This is a genomic window from Agarivorans sp. DSG3-1 (genome assembly GCF_046774965.1).
Taxonomy (GTDB): Bacteria; Pseudomonadota; Gammaproteobacteria; order Enterobacterales; family Celerinatantimonadaceae; genus Agarivorans.
Genome location: NZ_CP177241.1, coordinates 4268169 through 4284664, shown reverse-complemented (window position 1 = coordinate 4284664; position 16496 = coordinate 4268169). Strand labels below are relative to the sequence as shown.

Genomic DNA, 16496 nt, shown 5'->3' with positions numbered 1-16496 from the left:
CAAAGCCACCAATTAAGCTTTTACTTCGCTCGCTTGATGCGGGTTACGCGTATCTTGGCCAGATTGTAAGTTACGCATGATCAGGGCGTGGTTTAAATCTATGTTTTCTGGCACTGGTAAAAATACCGTGTGGCCGCTGCCTTTAGCGTCATCTATTAGCTCACCCTTCTTATTTTCTAGGTGCTCTAGTTTGAAGTTAAGGTTGCCTTGTGGCGTCATTAACTCAAGGGTGTCACCTAATAAGAACTTGTTCTTAACGGTGACTTCAGCAAGGCCAGCAGCGTTACGACCCGCTACTTCTCCAACAAACTGTTGAGTATCGCTAATCGAATAGCCATAGTCGTAGTTTTGGTACTCGTCGTGAGTATGACGACGCAAGAAGCCTTCGGTGTAGCCGCGGTGGGCAAGGTTTTCCAAGGTACCCATTAGGCTTGGGTCGAAAGGCTTGCCTGCAACTGCATCGTTAATCGCTTGGCGATAAACCTGAGCGGTACGGGCGCAGTAATAGAAAGACTTAGTACGGCCTTCAATTTTAAGTGAATGCACACCCATTTTGGTTAAGCGCTCTACGTGTTGAATGGCACGTAAATCTTTTGAGTTCATAATGTAGGTGCCGTGCTCGTCTTCAAAAGCGGGCATGTATTCGTTAGGGCGGCCTTGTTCTTGTAATAAGAACACTTGATCACTTGGCGTACCTGAACCCAAAGTTGGCTCTACTATTTGTGGCTGCGCGGCAATAATGTCGCCCACTTCGTTTTCTTTGGCTTCGTGTGCGTTGTATTTCCAGCGGCAAGAGTTAGTACAAGTGCCTTGGTTAGGATCGCGCTTGTTAATGTAGCCAGACAACAAACAGCGGCCAGAGTAGGCCATACATAATGCACCGTGTACAAATACTTCAAGTTCCATTTCTGGTACTTGCATACGAATTTCTTCGATTTCGTCTAGCGATAACTCGCGCGACAAAATAACCCGTTCAACCCCTTGCTGGTGCCAAAACTTAACGGTGGCCCAGTTAATCGCGTTAGCTTGAACCGATAAGTGAATAGTTTGGTCTGGAAAGGCTTCTCGCACCATCATAATCATGCCTGGATCAGACATAATTAAGGCATCAGGCTTCATGGCAATAATTGGCTCAATATCGCGCAGGTAAGTTTTTAACTTAGCGTTGTGCGGGGCAATGTTACTTACCATGTAGAGTTTTTTGTTTTGCGCGTGAGCTTCGTTGATCGCTAGCTGTAAATTCTCGGCATTAAATTCGTTATTTCTAACGCGTAACGAATAGCGAGGTTGGCCAGCGTAAACCGCATCTGCACCGTAGGCAAAAGCGTAACGCATGTTTTTTAAGCTGCCAGCAGGTGACAGTAATTCTGGTGTAAACATCAAAGCTCCGGGTCTGAGTCGAATCATTGAGGAAGGCTGCGAGCAGCACAATAAGGGCGCGCATTTTACGCGGAGAGAACAGGGCTTGCAATGCTTTTGGCTAAAAAATCACCAACCAATTAATAAGTACTTGAAACTATGTTAATGGTTGGTGAATGAGGTAAGTAACTGTGGGGACTTAGCTGGTTAATTCGCCGCCTAAGGCTGCGATGAGATCTGGGATCATTTTAGTCAGCTCGCCACTGGTTAGGGCGAAATCGGCATCAAACCGAGCGGCAACATCACTTTTGTCGATGTCTTCGTTTTGCTCTGTGATGGTATCTGTAAACTTAACCCCTTTAATGCTCATGTCTTCGCTAATTAAAAAGCGAATAGAATCAGCCCAAGTCAGCTCTAGTTTAGTCACGAATTTGTCGGCATCTAGGTGTACTTTGATTTCGTCGCTGAATAAGTCTTGTTCTTTACAACGAATAATACCGCCGCCTTCTAGCGCGCTGCGCAACTCGGCTTCTTCACCTAGTTCAAAGTTAGCGGGAATGGCTTTTTCATTTAGCCAATCAGTCATGGTTACGTCTGCTTGGTTGGCTAACTTAATCGGGGTAACCGGCAAACTGCCTAAAGACTTACGCAATAATGAAATCACTTCTTCGGCTTTTTTGGCGCTACCTGCGTCAACAGCGATTAAGTTGTTATCTGGGCTTACCCAAGCGTAAGTTAGGCTAGTGCGAGAAAATGCGCGCGGTAATAGCGTCATCACAATTTCTTCTTTTAGTGCGTCTTTCTCCGCTTTTTTAAGTGGGCGCTGCTGCTCTTGCTCAATTAACTCAACTTTGTCGGCTAAGGTATCGCGAATCACCGATGCCGGTAGCATCTTTTCTTCTTTCTTGGCACATACCAAGTATTCGTTACCGATAACGTGAGTAAGGCTTTGGCCAAATTTGCCCATTGGCGTTACCCAACCAAATTTGCTGATGTCTTGGCTTCCGCAAGGGCTAAAGCTTAGCTCGTCTAGCGTAGCGTCTAGCTTTTCTGGTTCAAGTTCCAGTTCTTTGGTAATTCGGAACAGCATTAGATTTTTAAACCACATAACGGAATAGCTCTTTGATAAATTAGGGGCGCTATTCTACCAAAACTGATTGACTTGTCAGGCGGCAATGTTGGTTTTTTTGAGGCGCTGAATGTGGATTTAAAATTAACCTTGGGGCTTTAACAAGAGCGGTAAATCAAAAGCATGGCTTATTGTGCTTTCTTGTACGCCTTTAAAGATGCCGTAACTGTATATTTCCTAAATGTATTTGATCTTGAGAGAGCAGAGTAATCTACCTATTATCAATATATTAGCGCCAGGTTGCAGAGTGAATTAGTGAATAACTACACCGTCGAATATTTCCGCTATTGCTTAGTGCTATTTGAGTAAACAAAGGAGATAAATTGCCTAAAGTATTTGTGTTTGGAACATTGAAAGAAGGATTCCCTAACCATCGGTCGAATAGAGGCGTTCGATTTCGGAGTGAGTTTGAAACAATAGAGCGCTACCCTTTGTATCTTGTGGGAGATCGCTATTCACCTTGGTTGATTTTGCAAAAAGGTTCAGGAAGTCGAGTTTCAGGGCAGGTATTTCAAGTCTCTGATGAAGCACTCGCTGTAATGGATAAATTGGAACGTATTACCGAGCCAGATGGCTATAACAGGGTTGAGATATGTGTTCGTTGTAAGGTTAGCAATGACCAGTTTGTTGTATATGCTTATGGTAAACCTAGACAGCAGATAAACCCTAAGGACGTTAAACGCGAACTAACGGGCGAGTACTCAGCTGAGGATGCACTGCTTTACAGTCGTCGTTCTTTCTAGCGCTTGGTTTGGCATAGGGCGGAGTGAGTTAGGTTCTTTTTACTTTGTATAAGCGATAGTGCTGTCGCTAGCGATTAACCATTCTATGTTATTCAGGAGTAGCTGCTTGTCTACAGTCATTCTGCAAGGCTTTATCATGGTTAACGACGCCGATCTTGAAACGGTAAAATGTGCGCTGATTCATCACAAACAACTCACCTTAGCCTAGGAAGGCTGTTTGGTGTTTAGGGTTGAGCCTGATGAGATTAATCCTAAGCAATTTAATGTGTATGAAGTGTTTATTAGCCAAGCGGCATTTGACTATCACCAAGCTAGGGTTAAAGCCTCTTATTGGGGTGAGGTAACCAAAGATCTTGAAAGGCATTATCAGATAACTACAGCCTAAGGTAAAATTGAAAGCCTTACTTAGAGACTGCGCAAAGCGCTGTCTTATAAAAAAGGCCTCAAACAGAGGCCTTTTTTTGTTACTTTGTACCGTCCTAAATAAGGTTGACACATATCCAACATGAAATTGGAGAGTGTCATGAAAACAACCAGTAAACGTACCCAACGAAATTATTCTCTTGCCTTTAAATTGGCAGTGGTAGACCAAGTTGAAAAAGGCGAAATGTCTTATCGACAAGCTCAGGACTGTTATGGGATCCAAGGTCGCTCTACCGTTTTAGTTTGGCTTCGCAAACATGGTCGACTAGATTGGTCTAAAGGAATAGAGCATACGAGAATGGTAGTTACTGCTATGTCAAATTCTTCTTCGCCTCAAACCCCAGAGCAACGCATTAAAGAGCTAGAGAAGCAGCTAGAAGACTCTCAGATGAAAGCTGATTTCTTTGAAGCGGTGGTAAAAGTCATGGATAGAGACTTCGGAGTTCGGCTCTCAAAGAAGCGCAAGGCCGAGTTATTAAGGAAAAAGCGGTCCGAAAGTTAACTGTAACGAAAGCCTGTCACTTCATGGGTATTACACGGCAAGCTTTTTACAAGCGCGGTATTGCCCAGGCTCACCAAATACAAAAAGATGAGTCAGTGCTCAACTTTGTGAAAGTACAAAGAATGATGCACCCTCGTATCGGGGCTCGTAAGCTCAAGTACCTACTTGCCCAGAATGATATCGATATTGGCCGAGACCGCTTATTTTCTTTACTAAGAATGAATCGATTATTAGTTCATAATCGAAGGGCTTACCATCGAACTACAAATAGCAATCATCGTTTTTACTGCCACCCTAACCGCATAAAAGAAGGCCTAATACCAGAGAGACCAGAACAGTTATGGGTGGCTGACATCACCTACTTGGCAACGCTAAGCGGTGAAGCCTATCTCAGTCTCGTGACGGATGCTTACTCAAGAAAAATAGTGGGATATCACCTAGGTAAGGATATGAAAGCTTACACGGTCAAACAAGCATTCTTAAATGCGTTGAAGGAACGAAGGTCTATAGGGGAGCTTGTTCATCATTCGGACCGAGGTGTTCAGTATTGCTCCAGTGAATATCAAGCGATACACCGTCAGCAGAATGTATCTTGTTCGATGACAGACGGTTATGACTGTTATCAGAACGCCCTTGCGGAGAGAATAAATGGAACACTAAAGATGGAGTACTTGCTGAATAAACCTACAGACTTAAATGAGGCACGAAAAATGGTCGATGAATCGGTTAAGCTCTACAATGAATATAGGCCTCACGAGGCACTAAAATACAAAACGCCCGATGAAGTGCATCGAGCGTTTTAGTTAATCAAGTGTCAACCCATATCAGGACGGGTCACTTAGTTATTACTTTTTATTGCTCGACTAATACCGCTTCATCTAGCATAAAAGAGCTTCCGCTAGCGGGACCAAAGAAGTGCAGGGCGGCTTCTTTTAGGGTGCCTGTATAATTAAGCGTAAATTGGCTGCTAAGTGACGACCATGCCGTGGTGCCAGTTACTTGGTCAAGGCGTACCCAGTGGTAACCATTGCTATCTTGGTAGTAAAGGCGGGTTTCAATTTTATCTGAACCTGATGCCATGCGAACCCAAGCGTCTAATTGGTAGGTAGCGCCGTTTTTAAGTTTAGTGGTGATTAGCTGTTTAGGGCCGTGATACCACTCGGTTCGATTGCTACTAGATAGTCCATAGTTACCTAAATAGGCGGTATCTGTAACGCGAGTAGTGGCCGAATATCCCGACTGCCAACTCGCAGCGTTGCCTGATTCAAAGCTACCATTACCTAATAGGTTTACTGGCTCTTGAGGCGGAATGTCTGCTCCTAAGCTCACTACCGATACTTGGTCTAAATAAAATTCGCGACCCGCTTCTGGGCCATAGAACATCAAATAAGCTGACTCGATGCTGGTGGAGCTAGACAAATCTAACTCTGCAACAAACTCGCTCCATTGCTCACCGTTCATCGCGCTTTTGCCAAGGCTTATGAAGCGGAAGCCATTGTTATCAGTAATTGCTAAAGTAGCCTGAGCGGGTTGAGAGCCTGTACCCAGCAGTTTAACCGAGCCTTTAATTTGATATTTTTGCCCCTGTGTTAGCTCCTTGCTTAAGTAGATAGCAGGGCCCGCGTAGTTTTTCGTTCGCCCATGCGAGCGTAAACTGTATTCGCCAGTTGCGCGGGCCATCGCCGATTCGCTCACTTGTGAATTGTACTGACCAAGCCAAGGTGCTAATCCTTGTTCAAAACTGGCATTACTTACCAAGTTGCCTTCAATCTCTGGCACTGGATTGATGGGGTCGGCTTCTTCACCGCCATTAGGATTTTGGTTTACTAAGCTAACTTGGTCTAAGTAGAATTCACGGCCTACTTCTGGGCCGTAGAACAATATATAAGCGCCTTTTAGGTTTGTGCTAGTGGTTAAATCAATAGTGCCTTCAAGCGTTACCCAGCCATCTGGGTTAATCATTGTTGCGCCAATTGATTGAAAACGATGTCCGTTTTGGTCTTCTACCGACAGCGTGGCATTTAGTTTTTGACTGCCTTCACCAAGCAGTTTTATCGCTGCTGAGTAATTGTATTTTTCACCCGCTTGTAATTTGTTGTTTAACTGAAACGCTGGGCCTGCATAGCTGTATTTTCGGTCGTATGAACGTAAGCTTTTCTCACCGGTAAAACGACGTACATCGTTAAGGGCTACCGCTGAATCATATTGACCAAACCACGGCGTTAAGCCTTCTTCAAAGCTAGCGTTAGTGATGATGTTGTCGTCGATAACCGGTACTGGGTTAATTGGATCTGGCACTATCGGTTCAACAGGGTCTACGGGGTCAACGGGGTCTACTGGGTCTACCGGGTCAACGGGGTCTACCGGGTCTACCGGATCAGTAGGGTCGACAATCTTAGAAGGATAGAAGGCGGCCATTTGTGCAGAAATTTGGTTTACCGCTAAGGCTGAGTCTGCGCTGTTAGAGAAGGATGCGTCTACCCCGCAAGGTTGGTTCTTACAACTGGCAATGCGTGGATTAGAGAATACGTCTACCGATGGCGCATTATATAAGTGAGCGTAAGCCATAATAGTGGCAAAACTATAATCTACGCCGTGGCCCATGCCATATGGGAAAACGCCACCAGCGGTGTCTTGTTTGCGGTCGTGGGCTAGGCCCATATTGTGGCCAACCTCGTGAGCAAAAGTTGCCCCACCGCAGTTAGAGCCTGAGATAGAATACATGTAGTTTTTGAACCAATCGTTCATTTTCCCATTACTACCAGTACCAACATAACCTAAACCACAAATGCCTCCCGTGGCTTTGGTTAGCATGGCCACTACATCAGCGCCATATTCGGCGCGCAGTTCTTTTACTTGGGCGTTATTTACTAAATTGTCTAAGGCTGTTCCATCTAATGCGGTAGCGTTTACGCCGGTAAATTTTTGTTGATGTACTAAACGCATCCGAACACTCATGTTACTGGCTTCGTATGCTGAGTTGCTATATGCGACTATTTGGTTGATGTAGGTTTCTATCGCACCGCGGCGATCAACTTCTGCTACATCATCGTAAAGCACCATTACATCAATGGTATCTAGCGCCAGCGCTTGGTTAGCGCTAAGCGCAATAGTGCAAGTTAATGCTGCACCTGAGAGTGATTTTAACCACGATGACTTAATTATTTTTTTCATCTCATTTCCTTTGATTCGCCACTAAGCTCGCGGCATCCTTGCTGTGTAAGTATGTTTTATTGTTGTTATTTAGATTTCTGGTGTTGGTTGCAGATGGTTATTTGGATTTGGCACGATGTAATCAGGTTTAGAAAAGTCTTGTAGATTGTGTAAGTCAGTCGCCGAGGCTATCCACCCGTCAGCGTTATTGCTTTCTATTACATATGACCCCTGCGGTGTGGTGATATTGCCAAAGGTGCCATGTTCGCCGTGGGTGAATACCACTGAATAACTATGTCCATCAAGGTCAAGTATCTTGCCAGTAATCGTTCGGTCACCGTTTTGGTGAAATTCTACTTGGGTACCTAACACTTCAAAATGTTGATCTATTTGTGGAATATGCAGGTCAAATTGTTTGCCATCGGTAATCGATGTGAATGCTAATGAGTTGAGCTCAAAGTACGCTCGATTTACTCGAGGATCCTCAATGTCCTGATAATCACTGGGAACTCCTTGTTCTGAACCGCGCCATAGTGTTAGGTCTGCGGTTTCGGTAATGGCAGAGGGGGGAACGAGGCTAGGCTCGGCGATGTTTTCCGGTAATTTAGGCTGCTGTAGCGTTGTTTGAGAAAGCGATGGCTCATTTGCGCTGGGTGGGGTTGGTTTGGGTTGAGTAACTGTTTCTGCTAAGGAATTGTCTGGGTGAAGATGATGGACTTGTCCTGGTTGGCGGGCGTTAGAGCTGATGTAATAAACACTGCCACAAACCACCGATAAAACAATATAATATGACAATTTGTTAAAGCCCATAAAAACACTCCTTGTGCTACTTAAATTTGGGTGAATCGATAGATGATTGCGATTATATATTTTGCTGAAAAACGCTCAGAAGGTGACGTGTCGGTTAGTCACTTATATGCGTAAATCTAGAATAAAAAATCATGTTGGTTTCTCGTTTTTGTCAAATGTAAACCACCTTGATGGCTACATTATCAAAAGAGCAAAAACTCTACATCTTAACCACAATTCTATTTTTACAGTTGGTTATGAGTTAATTGAGCGAATAGTAAATAATATTAAGCGTATTTGCCAGAGACTTTTACAAAAAATATAGCATCTGCTGATGTTTTGTATCTATGCATTTTAAATCGGCTTTTAGGAGATATTGAAGCGTATCGCGCTAGCTACCTTGTAAAGTGGCGAACTCGGTAAGTAACTGTAGCTGGTGGCGATTATTTCCCTCATGTTTTATTGCTAACGGTAATGAATTTTTTCTTAGGGTTATTTTGCTGTGGCTGGTTTAGCAAAAATGCAGTGAATACCTAGGGCGGCTTGCTGGTTTGGCGTAAACTAAGTTGGTTAAGTGCATTATTAACCTCGTTGTTGTTGGAGATATTTATGAGAAAAATTGTTTTGGCGTTTGCCTCCTTGCTGTTTATATCAACGTCACATGCTGAATTAGCTAATTTGCCTTCGCAGTTAAGTATCGAAAACGTGAAAGAAGTTAAACAAGGCCTTTTGGTTGCAGTGTTACCTGCACCTAGCATCAATAGTTGTCCCGCAAGCCAAGGGGGCTTGTATTTACTTAATGAGCACCCGCAGTTTGAAGAATACTCTTTATTGCTAACCCAATTGGCTGGTTCAGGTAAGAAAGTAAAACTGGAAGCCCAAACCCGTCAATATAATAGCTTTTGTGACATCTCCACTATTACCCCAGTACCGTAAGCCTTAACTGAAGCAGCATCACAGAGTCAAACTGTCATTTGGTTATGGCTTCTGTAAACCTGAAACCAGTAAACGTTGATAGGTGTTAAGCGAATCATTTGTGATTTTGTTAACACCTTGTGATCTATGTCGGGCATGAGCAAGGAGAACAAGATCTAATTCACACTGCTATTTTTCCTTATTACCCATAATGATTAATCTATGAACAGAAAGTGAAGCAAGTCCTTTGAACTCTTTTACTAACGCTGCGGGATTAACACTTCGCAAAGCCGAGCAAAACGATTACGAAGAAATTGGCGATATTTGGCTTGCTGCCAGTTTGCGCGCACATGATTTTTTGCCCGGCAAATATTGGTGGGAGCGACAAGACGCGCTGCAGCGTTTGTACCAATTTAAATCTGAGGTTTGGGTTGCCGAAGTGGCAGGACAGGTCTGCGGCTTTTTAGCACTGATGGACGAAAAGCTCATCGCATTATTTGTGTCGCCAAGTTGGCAACGTAAAGGCATTGGCTCACAGCTATTAGAGCTAGCTAAGAGTTTGCGTTCGCGATTGGTTCTACATTTATTTGCCGATAATTCGGAAGCCTTTAGCTTTTATTTGCGCCATCGTTTTGAGGTAGTGTGGAAAAGGCCAGAGCGTTATACCGGTTATACTCTGGTTCACATGGGGTTTAATTTACAACCGGCTTTGGTAGAACCAGTGCCAACGCCTTAACGCTGGCACTGGTGTTAGTACTTACTTACCGTATAAGTTCTCGAAGCAGTAATTGGTGGCTTCAACAAAGCCCTCAACACTGCCGCAATCAAAACGTTTCCCTTTAAATTTATACGCCATTACACAACCATTTTGTGCCTGGGTTAACAGCGCATCGGTTAATTGAATTTCGCCATTTTTCCCTGGTTTGGTATCGCGAATTAAGCTAAAAATATCGGGAGTAAGAATATAGCGGCCAATTACCGCAAGGTTAGAGGGCTCTTCGCCTTTGGCGGGTTTTTCTACCATTGAAGTAACACGGAATAAATCGTCTCGTAAGGCTTCACCTTCAATGACCCCGTATTTATGAGCCTCTTCAAGGGGCACCTCCATTACGGCAATAATTGAGCAACGGAATTGTTCGTAGAGTTTGGTCATTTGGGCCAATACGCCACCGTCATCACCAAAACATAAATCGTCGGCTAACACTACGCCAAAAGGTTCTTGGCCAATCAGTGTTTCGCCACAAAGAACCGCATGGCCTAATCCCATCATTTTCTTTTGGCGAGTGTAGGTACAGTTAACATTGTCGACCAGGTGGCGGATTTCTTTTAAGTACTCTTCCTTGCTGGTGCCTGCAATCTCGTTCTCTAACTCATAACTAATGTCGAAGTGGTCGGCAATGGCGCGTTTACCTCGACCGGTAATAAAAGCCATGTCGCTCATATCTGCGGCAACCGCTTCTTCCACGCCGTATTGCACGAGTGGCTTGTTTACAATAGGAAGCATTTCTTTCGGCATAGACTTAGTGGCCGGTAAAAAGCGGGTACCATAGCCAGCTACGGGAAATAAACATTTCTTTATCATGGTCATTGGAACTCCTTGTAACCTTACATTCTTAATGAGTGCGGGTTTATTAACGTCTGCTGTTACCCAGCAAGAGCGATGCCAGCAAGCGGCCACTATAGTGCTAAGTGTTTGTTTTAATGATGAATGATAGATTTTCCTTTGATATCACTTAAGGGTTACCTAGGTTGTATTTGCACCTTGTTGGTGCGAAATAGATGAATGCATCATTAGCTTGCGTTAAAAGCGAGCATTGATGCCGGATGACCCGCCTTGCGGTTTAGAGATAAGTGTTGCTTTAAGTGCAATCAATTTGATTAAAGGTCTTTTTATACAGTCACTTATGATTGTGCAGCGAATCGAGTTTGATTATTGAGTGATTGGCACAGTAATTGGAAACGTTCTTAGATGAGAATCAAAAGCCATTATTGAGGACCCTACATGGATGAACTCGAGCAGCTGCTTACTAAAATCTACGGAACAGAACTAGACACAAATTTAGCCCAACAAATCTTGAGTAAAGTGGAGCGGGTTAAACCAAGCTTTCCTCGTTATCAAGCATGGTCTGAGCAAGATCTCATTCTCATTACTTATGGCGATAGCGTGCTCAGCAAGGGTTTAATGCCTTTGCAAAGTTTGCATCAATTTTTGCGGGAATATCTATCTGGTTTAATTAGCTCAGTACATATATTGCCGTTTTTCCCATTTAGCTCAGATGATGGCTTTTCTGTCATCGACTACAAACAAGTGAATTACAACCTTGGCGATTGGAGTGATATTGCCACACTTAACCAAGATTTTGAGCTTATGTTTGATTTGGTCATGAATCATTGCTCGCGCCAAAGCTTGTGGTTTAACGATTTTGTGAATGGGTCGGGTGAGGGCAAAGACTACTTTGTAGAGTCTGATCCTAAGCTAGATTACAGCGCGGTAACCCGCCCTAGAACTAGCCCACTGATTGTTGATGTGTATACGCGCGAAGGTTTGAAACACGTTTGGGCGACCTTTAGTGACGACCAAATCGACCTAGACTTTTCTAATCCAAAAGTGATGTTAGCCTTTCTCGATATTTTTATTTACTACTTAGAACAAGGTGCACGATTTGTGCGCCTAGATGCGGTGGCCTTTGTATGGAAGATACTGGGTACCAACTGTATTCATTTACCGCAAACTCATTCAGTAGTGAAGTTGCTGCGCTGGGTTATGCAGCAGTTGGATCCCAACTTGGTATTGATTACCGAGACTAACGTGCCTCATCAGGAAAACATCAGTTATTTTGGCCAAGGTGACGAAGCGCATATGGTTTACCAGTTTGCACTGCCACCCCTGTTATTACATGCCTTAAACCGTGGTAATGGACACTACCTTACGGCTTGGGCGCGTGATTTAGTCGCACTGCCTAAAGGCTGTAACTATTTTAACTTTGTTGCATCGCACGACGGAATTGGCGTGAGAGCGGTAGAGCAAATCATTCCTAAGCATGAAATTACAGATTTAGCCGAATCGGTTCACAACTTTGGTGGTTTTGTGAGTATGAAGTCGAACGGCGACGGCACACAAAATCCTTATGAATTGAATATTTCATTATTTGATGCCCTGCAAGGTACCCGTACTGGTTCAGACCAATGGCAAGTAGAGCGCTTTTTATGCAGCCAAAAACTGTTGTTGAGTTTGCAAGGCATACCGGGTGTGTATATTCATAGTTTAACCGCTACGGCTAATGACCATACCTTGGTTGAGCAAACTGGCCGAACTCGCTCGATTAACCGCCACCGTTGGCAGCGTGAAGAGTTTGAAGCTTTACTTGCTCAAGAGCACAGCTCACAAGCCCAAGTGTTTCAACGTTATCGTGACTTATTGGCCTTACGTAAAACCATTGGGGCTTTTCATCCTGAATCGGCGCAACGGGTTTACGACTGTGGCGATGCTTTATTTGTATTGCAGCGTGGCGATGCGCCAAGAGATAACGAAACTGTTGCTAGGCAGTCTCTCCTAGCGGTATTTAACTTAACAAAGTACCCGCAACAAGTTGAGCATCATGCGCAACTGCCAAAGGCTTATTTGGGTGAGTGTGAAGACTTGTTGGGCGATACCGTTATTGAGTTAGCCAGTTGCAAACTGAAACCCTATCAAGTGCTTTGGTTGGTGCCTAGCTGCTAAGAAGCCAAGAATCTAAAATGCCTCCGGATTTGGAAGCATTTTAGTGTGTTTTCATTAAGCGGCTTTGGTGACCTCAAAACGCTCCACCAGTTGATGTAGGCGAATAATCGAGTTTTTAACCAAGGTCGTTCGGCGGGTAAGTTGTTGCGAAGACAGTTCAAGTGAAGAGGTGGTGACTTGAGCCTGCTCTGCGGTTTCGCTATGCCGCTCGCTGTTTCCGGCAATCAGGTTAATGGTGTTAAACATGCTTTCCACTGCGTGTTGCAGTTCTTCGCTACGTTGGCCGGAATCGAGTAGGGCAGAGCTTTGGTCGACATTTTTAACGCCTTGCTCCATGTAGTCCACTGCGGTCTCTGTTTGTGAACGCAGCTTACCCATGGTGTTACCAATGTGGTTGGCCGCTTCCGATGTTCTTGTGGCAAGGTGCCTTACTTCATCGGCGACCACCGAGAAACCTCTACCGTGTTCACCTGCGCGGGCTGCTTCAATAGCGGCGTTTAAGGCCAGTAGATTGGTTTGTTCTGTAATACCCGTAATCAGTTTAACGATGTCTTCAATCTGCTTCATTTCGTTGTTTACGTGGTTAACACTTTTGGCTGACGCCTCAACTATTCGTTTGATCTCTTGGGTATTTTCTACTGCATGTTGGTATTCAGTTTCGGCGCTTTCAACCATATTGCTCATTACTTGTTGTAGGTTTTCTGCTGATTGAGTGGCTTTGATAATTTCGCCTTGTTGGTGTTGAGCGAGATTAAGTAATGAATCGATAGAGTTTGATGTTTGCTGAGTGCAGTTATCTACCACTCCACAGCGGCGGAGCATTGAGCTACTCACTTGTTTTACTTCATTTGAGGCATAGATAATACCGCCTACTACGCCTTCTAGATTATCAATAAAGCTATTGATCCAGCGGCCTAGGTCGCCGGTTTCATCGGGTCGAAACCTGCTGGCATCTAGGCGACGTTTTAAATCGCCATCACCTTCGGCAATGGTTTGAATGACGCCACTCATTTTCTCTAAACGCTTAGCTAAAGGTGCAGCAACAATTTGCTTAAACGCTAGCCAGCTAAGGGCTGAAAATAGCAACAGTAAACCGGCCAGTTGATTCACGCTTAAGCTGAATTGATTGGCGATTACTAGCGGCGGCACAATGCTAAATAGAGAGCTAAGTAAATATTTATTACTTAACTTGTGGCTGAGTGAACGGTGACGATAAACCTCTTCCAAATCGGCTTCACACATCATACCCCACACATCGGGTGAACCGCGTAGTTGAAAGGTTATGCCTTTACCTACCACGGGGATGTGGCGGTAATCAGAATAACCGGGATAATCGATGAATACATTGTTGCCATTCTTGATGGTTTCACGCACGCCAGGGTGTAGGTCTTTCGTGGCGGGATCGGTAAAACGGATCTCAAACTCAGTGTGCTTAGCCACTTTAACTGTCCCCCAATCGGTACTTACGCCCGATTTAAGGTTTTCGCCGTGAGAAAAGGTGTTGTCTTCAAATCGGGATCGCGATAAAGCGATGCCTGGTTTTATAGAGCGGTCGAAGTTTGCATCAACCATAAAGATGTAGTTATCGCCAGATTCGCTATAAATATGTCCGGCTTCACGTTGAATTAAATCACCTAATACATCATTAGGTACCCGACCGCATAAGCAACCGGCAATTTGACCATTCACCTCTAGCGGTTGGTAAAACATTAAGGTGACTTGGTCATGGAATTTTGAGCTAGATGCGCCAGGAGCAAGTGTGCGTGGATCTTGATAAGGTCCGTGCAGAAATTGTTTTGCTATACCTTGCTCTAGGGCTTGTTTACTGGCAGCTATTTGTCCGGTGTGTGGCTGGAAGCTGCTGGCGGTAACTTTACCTTGTAGGTCTACAATAAATAGCTCCGAAAAATCGTTGTTTCGGCTTAGCAGCTGAGACAATACTTCGGGCTGTTGTTCTAGCGGTTTGGTGGCCAAATAAAACATCGCGTCTTGTAAGAAGTCCCATTGAGTATTTGCCCAACTATGCAGCAGTTTTACCCGCGTGCTAGAAATGCTCTCAAAGGTTTGCTTTAGCTGTTCTTTACGTTCTCTATTTAGCCAACATGCTTTACGCATGGCCAGTTTTCCGGTCTGTCCAAATATGGGCAACCAGTGTTTTTCTTGTGATGTTAAATGCATTGAGCCTAAGTCCATTTATATTATTTTTGCATGATTAAGCAAAAAATATGCCCTTGCATCTATTTGGGGCTCGCTAGTGGTGATAGTGGGATTGATAGATTTTCATATGATATTTTAATATATATTTCGAACCGTTTTGGTGCCTTTGTTTTATTGTGGTGCAATAAATGGAGCTTAGGTGAATGCTCGTACGCCAGTTTATCAGTATGCAAAAACTAAAGAGTTTTAAGAGTGTGACGTGCATAGGCATTTATACTCGGCTGATTTAACGGTATTTTGATATATTGGTTTACCAATTTTATTCTATGTACTGACTATGACCGCACTGACTGTTTTAGGCCTGATTGCTGCCGCTTGCACCACTTTTTCTTTCGTGCCACAAGTATTGCAAATTATTAAAACCAAAAATGTTTCAGGTATTTCCTTGTCGATGTATAGCATTCTAACTACAGGTGTGGGTTTATGGATGTTATACGGCTTCTTGATTCAAGATTTGGCTGTGTTTGTGGCTAATGTTATTACTTTCATTCTTGCGTCCTGGGTGCTTATTCTGACTATTATTGAACGTGTTAGAGCAACTAAAAACCAATCAAAGCGCTAGTTTGCTATTGCTTTCGCAATGCCGACGGTGAGGCTGACTACACTTAAAAGGTTTTAGGTCGTTTACCGTGGCGAGTGAGTTACAGGCTTTAAGCATGCAAATAGCATGAAAGGGGAGTAAGTGAGAGCGTGGATAGCGAGTGTTTTAGTTTGTCTTAGCCTACACTCTGTGGCTGAAACAGAAGTAAGCATTATTGGTGATATAGGTACTATCAGCAACTACCAACAGCTGTTGGAACTGAAAGGTGGAGACCCTGCAAAAATCACCGATTACCGTTCTGCGGTTTCTGACCGAGCAACAGTGAGCCTATTGTTAATGGTGCAAGCACTGAGTTTAAGTTCGTTAGACCATTCATTAGTATTTACCTATTCCCCTAACACAGGCCGCAGCCTTCGCGAAGTAAAAAAGGGAAGTGTGGCCGTTTATCAATCTGATATTTGGGAGAGTGAGTTTGATACAAGCACTTATAAGTCGCGGGCAGTTATTGCTAAAAATACCTTTGAGAAAGGCTTTTATGTAAAACAAGGTTCGGCCTTACTTGAGCAAGATCTAAAGATTGAGCAGCTTCTGGACTCGCAGGTTGCACTTGGTAAAACCTGGTATCAGGATATTGCGCAACTTGAGCAAATTGGTTTTACTAAAATTAAGAAGCTTAATCGTAATCAGTCATTGTTTGGTTTGTTGAGTAAAGAGCGAATTAGCATTGCCTTTCTGGAGTTTTCTAATAATTCTGAGTTAGCCATTTATGATCAATATGGCGTGTTTTTACCTATCCCCAACTACAAGGTTAGTTTTACTCAAAGCCGTCATTTTATGGTGTCGAAGCAACATCCTAGCGGCAAAAAGATTGCCGAAGCCATTGATCAAGGCTTAGACATTTTGTTTAGTATGGGTTTGGTACAAAAAGCCCTAGAGCAATCGGGAGTTGCACAAAAGCGGGTGGAAAATTGGCAAGCACTTACTCAAACAGGAGAATAGCGCTG

General features: G+C 43.8%; 14 protein-coding genes. 8 read left to right on the top strand and 6 right to left on the bottom strand.

The annotated features are described in order from the left end of the window. Positions 1-12: 12 nt before the first annotated feature. Positions 13-1380 carry a tRNA 5-hydroxyuridine modification protein YegQ gene (gene yegQ / locus ACLD71_RS19840; RefSeq protein WP_137671477.1) on the bottom strand — a complete coding sequence of 456 codons (1368 nt, stop codon included), beginning with the start codon at positions 1378-1380 and terminating at the stop codon, positions 13-15. A gap of 178 nt (positions 1381-1558) precedes the next feature. Continuing rightward, positions 1559-2467 (bottom strand): recombination-associated protein RdgC, encoded by a 909-nt coding sequence (rdgC, locus tag ACLD71_RS19835; protein ID WP_137671476.1) that lies wholly within the window; start codon positions 2465-2467, stop codon positions 1559-1561. A gap of 344 nt (positions 2468-2811) precedes the next feature. On the opposite strand from rdgC, the gene ACLD71_RS19830 reads away from it, so the two are divergent. The 3 genes from ACLD71_RS19830 to ACLD71_RS19820 all read left to right on the top strand — a co-directional run bounded on the left by ACLD71_RS19830 (position 2812) and on the right by ACLD71_RS19820 (position 4959). Further along, positions 2812-3231 (top strand): gamma-glutamylcyclotransferase, encoded by a 420-nt coding sequence (locus tag ACLD71_RS19830; RefSeq protein ID WP_411991761.1) that lies wholly within the window; start codon positions 2812-2814, stop codon positions 3229-3231. A 220-nt stretch (positions 3232-3451) separates the two neighbouring features. After that, positions 3452-3616 (top strand): hypothetical protein, encoded by a 165-nt coding sequence (locus tag ACLD71_RS19825; RefSeq protein WP_411991760.1) that lies wholly within the window; start codon positions 3452-3454, stop codon positions 3614-3616. 138 nt (positions 3617-3754) lie between these two features. Next, a protein-coding gene (locus ACLD71_RS19820; RefSeq protein WP_411991759.1) for an IS3 family transposase occupies positions 3755-4959 on the top strand; the annotation gives its coding sequence in 2 pieces (ribosomal slippage) (positions 3755-4142 and positions 4142-4959; 1206 coding nt in all). A gap of 49 nt (positions 4960-5008) precedes the next feature. Here ACLD71_RS19820 and ACLD71_RS19815 read toward each other — a convergent pair. Together ACLD71_RS19815 and ACLD71_RS19810 are read right to left on the bottom strand one after the other, a co-directional pair. Next, positions 5009-7330 carry a carbohydrate binding domain-containing protein gene (locus ACLD71_RS19815; protein WP_411991758.1) on the bottom strand — a complete coding sequence of 774 codons (2322 nt, stop codon included), beginning with the start codon at positions 7328-7330 and terminating at the stop codon, positions 5009-5011. A 69-nt stretch (positions 7331-7399) separates the two neighbouring features. Next, entirely contained in the window at positions 7400-8119 is a 720-nt protein-coding gene (locus ACLD71_RS19810; protein WP_411991757.1) for a hypothetical protein, read from the bottom strand. A gap of 588 nt (positions 8120-8707) precedes the next feature. Between ACLD71_RS19810 and ACLD71_RS19805 the strand changes: the two genes are divergently transcribed. Together ACLD71_RS19805 and ACLD71_RS19800 are read left to right on the top strand one after the other, a co-directional pair. Then, a complete protein-coding gene (locus ACLD71_RS19805; RefSeq protein WP_411991756.1) occupies positions 8708-9034 on the top strand; it encodes a hypothetical protein in 327 nt (108 codons plus the stop codon). Between the two features lie 226 nt (positions 9035-9260). Beyond that, the gene (locus tag ACLD71_RS19800) at positions 9261-9749 is read left to right on the top strand and encodes a GNAT family N-acetyltransferase (RefSeq protein ID WP_137671470.1); all 489 of its coding nucleotides are present in this window, start codon (positions 9261-9263) and stop codon (positions 9747-9749) included. Positions 9750-9770: 21 nt separating this feature from the next. Here ACLD71_RS19800 and galU read toward each other — a convergent pair whose 3' ends face one another. Then, positions 9771-10595 carry a UTP--glucose-1-phosphate uridylyltransferase GalU gene (galU, locus tag ACLD71_RS19795; RefSeq protein ID WP_137671928.1) on the bottom strand — a complete coding sequence of 275 codons (825 nt, stop codon included), beginning with the start codon at positions 10593-10595 and terminating at the stop codon, positions 9771-9773. A 420-nt stretch (positions 10596-11015) separates the two neighbouring features. On the opposite strand from galU, the gene ACLD71_RS19790 reads away from it, so the two are divergent. Next, positions 11016-12734 (top strand): sugar phosphorylase, encoded by a 1719-nt coding sequence (locus tag ACLD71_RS19790; protein WP_411991755.1) that lies wholly within the window; start codon positions 11016-11018, stop codon positions 12732-12734. 54 nt (positions 12735-12788) lie between these two features. On the opposite strand, the gene ACLD71_RS19785 is transcribed toward ACLD71_RS19790, so the two are convergent. Beyond that, entirely contained in the window at positions 12789-14912 is a 2124-nt protein-coding gene (locus ACLD71_RS19785) for a methyl-accepting chemotaxis protein (protein WP_411991754.1), read from the bottom strand. A 316-nt stretch (positions 14913-15228) separates the two neighbouring features. On the opposite strand from ACLD71_RS19785, the gene ACLD71_RS19780 reads away from it, so the two are divergent. Both ACLD71_RS19780 and ACLD71_RS19775 read left to right on the top strand, forming a co-directional pair. Then, a complete protein-coding gene (locus ACLD71_RS19780; RefSeq protein WP_137671467.1) occupies positions 15229-15513 on the top strand; it encodes a SemiSWEET transporter in 285 nt (94 codons plus the stop codon). A gap of 120 nt (positions 15514-15633) precedes the next feature. Continuing rightward, a complete protein-coding gene (locus ACLD71_RS19775; RefSeq protein WP_411991753.1) occupies positions 15634-16491 on the top strand; it encodes a hypothetical protein in 858 nt (285 codons plus the stop codon). Positions 16492-16496: the final 5 nt, after the last annotated feature.